The sequence below is a fragment of the Streptococcus oralis genome, assembly GCF_001578945.1.
Classification (GTDB): Bacteria; Bacillota; Bacilli; order Lactobacillales; family Streptococcaceae; genus Streptococcus; species Streptococcus oralis_Q.
In genome coordinates this window covers 152,463-156,198 of record NZ_KQ969552.1, presented here as the reverse complement: position 1 = coordinate 156,198, position 3,736 = coordinate 152,463, and the positions used below count along the sequence as shown (strand labels likewise).

At 42.5% G+C, this 3,736-nt stretch carries 5 protein-coding genes; 4 read left to right on the top strand and 1 reads right to left on the bottom strand.

Annotated elements, in window-relative coordinates:
* The first annotated feature begins 95 nt into the window (after positions 1-95).
* Together galE and SORDD16_RS06160 are read left to right on the top strand one after the other, a co-directional pair.
* Complete coding sequence (gene galE / locus SORDD16_RS06165) at positions 96-1,115, top strand: UDP-glucose 4-epimerase GalE (protein WP_061452747.1); 1,020 nt, start codon at positions 96-98, stop codon at positions 1,113-1,115.
* A 1-nt stretch (position 1,116) separates the two neighbouring features.
* A complete protein-coding gene (locus tag SORDD16_RS06160; RefSeq protein ID WP_061452893.1) occupies positions 1,117-2,082 on the top strand; it encodes a glycosyltransferase family 2 protein in 966 nt (321 codons plus the stop codon).
* A gap of 65 nt (positions 2,083-2,147) precedes the next feature.
* Here the strand turns inward: SORDD16_RS06160 and SORDD16_RS10700 are convergent, their stop codons facing one another.
* Complete coding sequence (locus SORDD16_RS10700) at positions 2,148-2,351, bottom strand: ferredoxin (protein WP_080641299.1); 204 nt, start codon at positions 2,349-2,351, stop codon at positions 2,148-2,150.
* Positions 2,352-2,396: 45 nt separating this feature from the next.
* Between SORDD16_RS10700 and SORDD16_RS06155 the strand changes: the two genes are divergently transcribed.
* Together SORDD16_RS06155 and cmk are read left to right on the top strand one after the other, a co-directional pair.
* Complete coding sequence (locus SORDD16_RS06155) at positions 2,397-2,897, top strand: SAG1386/EF1546 family surface-associated protein (RefSeq protein WP_061452746.1); 501 nt, start codon at positions 2,397-2,399, stop codon at positions 2,895-2,897.
* Positions 2,898-2,906: 9 nt separating this feature from the next.
* Positions 2,907-3,581 (top strand): (d)CMP kinase, encoded by a 675-nt coding sequence (cmk, locus tag SORDD16_RS06150; RefSeq protein ID WP_000849413.1) that lies wholly within the window; start codon positions 2,907-2,909, stop codon positions 3,579-3,581.
* Positions 3,582-3,736 lie beyond the last annotated feature (155 nt).

Genomic DNA, 3,736 nt, shown 5'->3' with positions numbered 1-3,736 from the left:
TACTGAAATTTTAGCCTCCCCCTAGGATGGCAAATGACATTCCCTATCAAAAATGGTAAAATAAGAAAAAATAATCCGAGAATCGAGGAAAAAAGATGCAAGAAAAGATTTTGGTAACGGGTGGTGCTGGATTTATCGGAACCCACACTGTTATTGAGTTGATCCAAGTAGGTCATCAAGTGGTTGTGGTGGATAATCTTGTCAATAGCAATCGTAAAAGTTTAGAAGTTGTTGAAAGAATCACAGGAGTTGAGATTCCTTTTTATGAGGCAGATATCCGTGACACAGATACACTCAGAGATATTTTCAAGCAGGAAGAACCGACTGGTGTGATTCACTTTGCTGGTTTGAAGGCTGTTGGCGAATCAACACGTATCCCTCTTGCCTACTATGACAACAATATCGCAGGAACTGTCAGCCTTCTAAAAGCCATGGAAGAAAATAATTGTAAGAACATCATCTTCAGTTCTTCTGCGACAGTTTACGGAGACCCTCATACAGTTCCAATCTTAGAAGATTTTCCACTTTCAGTGACCAATCCATACGGTCGTACCAAGCTCATGTTAGAGGAAATTTTGACGGATATCTACAAGGCAGATTCAGAATGGAACGTGGTCTTGCTTCGTTACTTTAACCCAATCGGAGCACATGAGAGTGGTGACTTGGGAGAAAATCCAAATGGCATTCCAAACAATCTCTTACCTTATGTTTCACAAGTAGCAGTGGGCAAACTAGAGCAAGTACAAGTTTTTGGAGATGATTACGATACAGAAGATGGAACTGGGGTTCGTGACTATATCCACGTTGTAGACCTAGCCAAAGGTCACGTTGCAGCTTTGAAAAAACTCCAAAAAGGTTCAGGTCTAAACATTTATAACCTTGGAACAGGTAAAGGTTACTCTGTATTGGAAATTATCCAAAATATGGAAAAAGCGGTGGGACGTCCTATTCCTTACCGCATCGTAGAACGCCGCCCAGGTGATATCGCTGCCTGCTACTCAGACCCAGCAAAAGCTAAAGCAGAACTCGGATGGGAAGCAGAACTCGACATCACCCAAATGTGTGAAGACGCATGGCGTTGGCAAAGCAAGCATCCAAATGGATTTGAAGACTAAGATGATGATTTCAATCATTGTCCCATGTCTAAACGAAGAGGAAGTACTTCCTCTTTTTTATCAGTCTGTGGAAGCACTGCTTCCAGAATTAGGAGCAGAGATCGAGTATGTCTTTGTAGACGATGGCTCAAGCGATGGGACCTTAGAGCTTTTGAAGACCTATAGGGAGCAAAATCCTGCGGTACATTATGTCTCATTCTCACGAAATTTTGGGAAAGAGGCAGCCTTATACGCAGGCTTGCAGCATGCAACTGGAGACTTGGTGGTCGTGATGGATGCAGACCTTCAGGATCCTCCTAGTATGCTACTTGAGATGAAAGCCTTACTAGACCAAAGTGCAGACATAGACTGTGTTGGGACACGGAGAACTAGTCGGGAGGGAGAACCCTTTTTCCGCAGTTTCTGTGCTGACCTCTTTTACCGCCTTATGAAAAAAATTAGCCCAGTAGCTCTGCCCTCAGGTGTCCGTGATTTTCGCATGATGAGAAGGTCTGTGGTAGATGCTATTTTAACCCTGACCGAATCCAATCGTTTTTCTAAGGGACTCTTTGCCTGGGTGGGTTTTAAAACGCACTATCTTGATTATCCAAACGTTGAACGACAGGCTGGCAAGACCAGTTGGAGTTTTAGACAACTCTTTTTCTACTCGATTGAAGGAATTCTTAACTTTTCAGATTTTCCCTTGAGTATAGCCTTTGTAGCGGGACTCCTATCTTGTTTTCTTTCTTTTGTGATGACTGTTTTTGTAGTGTTTCGGACTCTTATCTTGGGAAATCCCACATCTGGTTGGACCTCTTTGATGGCTGTCATTCTTTTTCTTGGAGGGATTCAACTCCTGACCATTGGGATTCTAGGTAAGTATATCAGTAAGATTTATCTAGAGACCAAAAAAAGACCACTCTTTCTCGTCAAAGAAAAAAGTGACCTTTCTATTGTTGAAGGAAAAAATAACCAAAAAAGACTATAATTTTACCTAGAAATATGCTAAACTAGTAAGTGTGGGAAAAATCAATAACATTCATTTCCTGCTTCCTACGATGGATCTTTTAGAAGTGCTCGTGTAGGACAATGTTTGATGGCCTCCAGGACATCGCTGGTCTCAGCGATTTCTCTTTGCAATTCAACTGGGTCGTCGTAAAAGCGAACGATTCCGTTATCATGGTAATCAAAGAGTTCGGAATAGGTTTGGCAAAGCCCGCAGGCGATGCACCGTTCGGGTATAAGTGTGAGTTTCATATTTATATTGTAATAAGAAAATTTAAAAAATACAAGGGGGAAGGTATGGAAAAAGAACCGTGGCAAGAAGATATTTACGAAAACAATGAGGAAGAAACAAGATCAGAGCGTCGTCACCGCAGACAAAAAGGGACAGGTGCTGTTGCCAATCGTGTCTTGACAGTTCTAGCTAGTCTCTTCTTTGTAATCGTTGTAGCAATGGTTATCGTATTAATCTATCTTTCTACTGGAGGAAGTAACCGCACAGCAGCCTTAAAGGACTTTTATGATTCTTCAGCACCTGTTAGCAGTTCAAGTTCAAAAGTGGAAGAGTCTTCAAGTAGCAAGGTAGAGGAAACATCTTCTTCTGAATCAACACCTTCAGAGAGCAGTTCGGAAGAACATACAGAGGGTGAAGGAACACTTACTGTACAGCCTGGAGAGGGAGAAGCGGCACTTGCTCAACGTGCAGGAATTTCCATTGCCCAGTTAGAAGCCCTAAATCCTTCTCACATGTCATCTGGCTCTTGGTTTGCCAACCCAGGTGATGTGATTAAGACAAGATAGGAGTCGGTCATGAAGACAATTCAAATTGCTATTGATGGTCCTGCTTCCAGTGGTAAGAGTACGGTCGCAAAGATTGTCGCTAAGGATTTTGGTTACACTTATCTCGATACGGGTGCTATGTACCGTGCTGCGACTTATATAGCGCTCAAACACCAGTTGAATGCAGGGAATGTAGACCAACTTCTTGAGCTTCTTAACCAACACCCCATTAGTTTTGGTCGTTCAGAAACAGGTGAGCAACTTGTTTTTGTAGGAGATGTCGATATTACTCATCCGATTCGTGAAAATGAAGTGACCAACAAGGTTTCAAGTATCGCTGCCATTCCTGAAGTGCGTGAAAAACTGGTTTCTCTTCAGCAAGAGATTGCTCAGCAAGGTGGTATCGTCATGGATGGGCGTGATATCGGGACAGTTGTTTTACCACAAGCTGAACTCAAGATTTTCCTAGTGGCTTCTGTTGAAGAAAGAGCAGAGCGTCGTTACAAGGAAAATATTGCTAAAGGGATTGAGACTGACTTGGAAACTTTGAAAGAAGAGATTGCTGCACGTGACTACAAGGATAGTCACCGTGAAACCTCGCCTCTCAAGCAGGCTGAGGATGCAGTTTACCTCGACACAACTGGACTAAGTATCCAAGAAGTGGTCGAAAAAATCGAATCAGAAGCAAAAAAATATATGTCCTAGGGACGAGAGGAGCAGGCTAAATGAAGCCTGCTCCTTTTCTCTCTTTTGCGCGCGTTTCAAAACAGCCTTTTTGGGAGAATTTTGATAAAATAGTAGTATCAATAAAAAGGACGGAAGCATGACAAAGAAAATCATAGCCATTTGGGCCCAAGATG